This window comes from Fretibacterium fastidiosum (assembly GCF_000210715.1).
Classification (GTDB): Bacteria; Synergistota; Synergistia; order Synergistales; family Aminobacteriaceae; genus Fretibacterium; species Fretibacterium fastidiosum.
Genome location: NC_021038.1, coordinates 2,716,601 through 2,720,267, shown reverse-complemented (window position 1 = coordinate 2,720,267; position 3,667 = coordinate 2,716,601). Strand labels below are relative to the sequence as shown.

Sequence of the window (3,667 nt, the reverse complement as noted above, 5' to 3'; positions counted from 1 at the left end):
ATCCGTCTTGTCAATCCACCGCGTAAACTCGTGGAACCCGTTGGCGTTCAGGTCGAAGAACGCCGCATTCTTCAGCTCAACCTTGCCGTCCTTATTCAGGTCCAGGACCAATGGGTCAACACGGGCAGGGGTAGCACCTGCACCACGCCAAGGAGTAGCATAATCTGGGTAAACATCGCCTCCGACAGGCGATCCTGGGCGAGGTGGAGTAGGATCAATCGGCGGAATCACCCCCGGCAAATAAGGCTTAAAATAATCTAAAAAACCATCAAGAGTTTTTGAGAAAAAGTATCCAGCCACAAACCCAACAAAATGGAAAGCAATGCCAGGATTCATTTACTAAACACTCCTTTTCATCATTTTCAGATAGGCCCTGTAAACTATACAAGTCAACATCATTTCCTCTGCAAGAAGGCTTGCCATCTCAGCGACTGATTGAGTAATCTGACCAGAAAGCACTCCTACAGTCAACAAGGGAGTTATAATAAAGGCGAAAACAAAAAACTCCACCTTTGCCCAAAGCACACTATGAAAAAAATATACTTTAAGAGTAAATAAAAATACTAAAAAAGCGAACACACTCGCGAAAATCTTTGCTCCAAATGAACTTGACGTATTGAATATTGTTTCAAACGGGCGAAAGAAGACATAAAGATGAAAAAAGAAAAATTCAATTTCATGATCGAACATTTTGTTCCACCAATACTTGATAGTCATCATCGAACATTTGACCCTTTCTGTTAAGTTAAAACACACAGCGCGAAACCTCCCTTCCTCCAGGCCGCTTCGCGCTGTCGATTTCAGGAATTCGTGGTTGTTCAGGTCTGTGCGTCGCCGCGGCGTTTCCGAGTTACCCTTCCGAGTTGCAACTCTGTACCCAACTGAATTATAAAAACGATGTATCGCTATCCTATCAATAGATATGGCGTCCTGTCAAGGGGGAACAAGAAGTTTTTTCTGAAAAGACACTCAAAGCATGGACATCCGTTGCAGTAGGCCCGCAGAAGGGGCATAAGGAAGCCAGCCTCCAATTACGCCGCAAAGGCAGGGTCCATCAGGATGTCCAGCCTGCCCGGCTTCACAACGTTGCCCTCCGCGTCCTTCTCCGGCTCCGTCACCTTGTACTCCACGTGCTCGAAGAACGGCTTCAGGTGCGTCTGTGCCAGCAGCCCCGCCTCCATGTCCCGCACGAGGTCCGCGTAGAGCTCCTTCAGGATTGGCGCTGCCGTGTTGTTGGGGTTCGGCCCGTCCACGCCGTTGAAACCCTCGCCGAAAAACTGCTCCAGAAACGCCAGCTGCCGCGCGTCCATCTGACCGCCGCGGCTTCCTGGCTCCACGCCCTCCACTCCGGCCCACTTCTGAAGGAGGGACTCGAAAATCTGTCCGCGCTTCGACGGGTCCTTCTCCGCCGCGTACTGCTCCACCAGCCCGCGCAGCGCACCGCTTCCGTCGCGGACCATGGCCTGGTGCAGGTCGTGCATGTTTCCGAACCCCATGAGGTCGGGCAACGCCGCAACGTCCTTGGGGACATCCAAATACTCTCCGGGAATGGAGTACATCGGGACGCTGTACGGCAGCACCTCCGCGATCGTGCCCGTACTCCCATCCTGCCATGTAAAACTTCCCTGATTGCGGATCGATCCGCCCGACTTCCAGAGTGCACGGTCCGCCTCGCGCGCCTGGTCCTTCAGGGCCAGCACCCGCTCCTCCCACGTCAGAGACGCCCAAGGGTCAGAGGTAGACACCGTGGACGTGTTGCCGCCGCTTCCTCCACCGTTATCGACTACCGTGACCGGGTCTTGGGACTGACCTGACGAATTGGATGGAGGCGGGCAGTTCAGGCTCTTGATCCCGGCGTCGGCCAGGCTCGCCATCTTTCCCTCGCCCGTCAGGACCTTCAACGAGGCGTAGACCTCGTCGGCGGCGTCGATCTTCCCGTCTCCGTTGGAGTCGTACGCCCTCAGGGCGTCGAAGCCCGTGAGGGCCAGGGACCCATCCGGCAGGGTCATGACGTCGCCGAACAGCTCGCTGCCATTGTCCGCCTTACCGTTGAAGTTCTTGTCCAACACCAGAAAGGCATCCGTCTTGTCGATCCACCGCGTAAACTCGTGGAACCCGTTGGCGTTCAGGTCAAAGAACGCCGCGTTCTTCAGCTCTACCTTCCCGTCACGGTTCAGGTCCAAGACTAATGGGTCACGGCGGGTGGGGGTGGCTTGAGGAGCCCGCCAATCCCTTGGAAGGCACAGACACAAAGGAGAGCATCCGCATTGAGAAAACAAAATGTGCCCGGCCCAAGTCGTTGCTGTCCCCCAAATAGATCCTAAAGCCGATCCTAAAGCACTCCCTATGACGCTTCCAACATAGCCACCTACAAATATCCCCACAGGTCCGCCTGCACTCCCGTAACTTCCTCCCAACACCTTACCTTTCCAAGCCCCCGAAACCCCTCCAGTTAGGACTCCCAATTTCCATCCTTGCCAAAGACTGGCTGACAAACCCGCACCACATCCACAATCTGCCATTCTTAGTATCCTCCCTCATCGTTTTCTTTAGTAGCAATACTTCCTCTGAAACCCCAACCACAGACAAATTTTTTAAGCTACGGCAAATACAGGCTTCAAACGATTTTGTTGCACCTGACGGGTGCTAAGCACAACGTTCGTTCGATACCAGGCAATAAGATGATCCGTCATCAGTAAGCGTGTCGTAACCTGTGGATGGGGGGAAAAACCTAAAAACAACCCCTTATTCTTTCAAAATAAAATTCAATGAAAAATACTCAAAACATATCCATCTCATTACAGCAGTACTACGCCAACACAACATCCAATCAGAAAACAATGCAGAAGTAAAAAAATCAGTGGCAAAAACAAACACAGTCCGGAGGACTATCGTATATAGCAATATATCTACAGCAATGATCAAGAAAAGCGATAACCACTTTTTCCTGGTTTGCTGAACCGGACAGCCAAAAATTCTGTACCTCAACCACAATGAACATAGCAAGGAAAGCAATGAGTTTACAAAATAAAACACAAAATATAAAACAAAAATAAAATAAATCCCCCCTTGTTGTTCCCGCATGCCCCGCATGCCTATAATGGAAAAAATTAAACTGGATAATAAAAGTGGTGTTATGGCAACAAGATTTACCATAGAATTTTGAGCCGAGTGATTGAAAATCCTCAAACATAATAAACATAGCAAAGACAAAAACGGAGCTATTAATAATATTAAAAATAAAACAAAAATAAAATAAGGTTCCCATTGCTGATACAGCAGGCCAGAAGTATAATAAATTAAACTGGCACATAAAAGATATTCTATTATCTTCCATCTCCTCAAAGAACGACTTTTTGTTCGAGCATTTTTATTTCCCTCAGAAGCAAAACACACAGCGCGAAACCTCCCTTCTCCGGGCCGCTTCGCGCTGTCGATTTCAGGAATTCGTGATTGTTCAGGTCTGCGCGTCGCCGCGGCGCTCCCATTTACCCTTCCGAGTTCCAAGTCTATATCCATGAAGCATAACAACGATGTGTTTTTATCCTATCAAGGTTGCCAGGCTGTGTCAAGAGGGGGAACAAGAAGTTTTTTCTGAAAAGACACTCAAAAACATGAACATCAGCTGAAACCAATTCGCGTTGTTTAATAGGATTACCTCCCCTGC

Annotated in this window: 4 protein-coding genes; all 4 read right to left on the bottom strand. The window is 49.6% G+C overall.

All coding sequences use genetic code 11. The features are described from left to right. Positions 1 to 336: hypothetical protein (locus tag SY1_RS12205; protein WP_208873915.1), on the bottom strand; the 336-nt coding region annotated here is incomplete at its 3' end. Positions 337 to 339: 3 nt separating this feature from the next. After that, on the bottom strand, positions 340 to 720 hold the full coding sequence (locus tag SY1_RS12200) for a hypothetical protein (protein WP_015557201.1): 381 nt from the start codon (positions 718 to 720) through the stop codon (positions 340 to 342). Between the two features lie 311 nt (positions 721 to 1,031). Then, the gene (locus tag SY1_RS12195; protein WP_208873914.1) at positions 1,032 to 2,183 is read right to left on the bottom strand and encodes a hypothetical protein; all 1,152 of its coding nucleotides are present in this window, start codon (positions 2,181 to 2,183) and stop codon (positions 1,032 to 1,034) included. Between the two features lie 562 nt (positions 2,184 to 2,745). Beyond that, on the bottom strand, positions 2,746 to 3,519 hold the full coding sequence (locus tag SY1_RS12190) for a hypothetical protein (RefSeq protein WP_208873913.1): 774 nt from the start codon (positions 3,517 to 3,519) through the stop codon (positions 2,746 to 2,748). Positions 3,520 to 3,667 lie beyond the last annotated feature (148 nt).

What these genes read in the sequence shown, in the direction of transcription:
- SY1_RS12200 (WP_015557201.1), bottom strand. Translation starts at nt 720, where the DNA reads ATGATGACTATCAAGTATTGGTGGAACAAAATGTTCGATCATGAAATT.
- SY1_RS12190 (WP_208873913.1), bottom strand. Translation starts at nt 3,519, where the DNA reads ATGGATATAGACTTGGAACTCGGAAGGGTAAATGGGAGCGCCGCGGCG.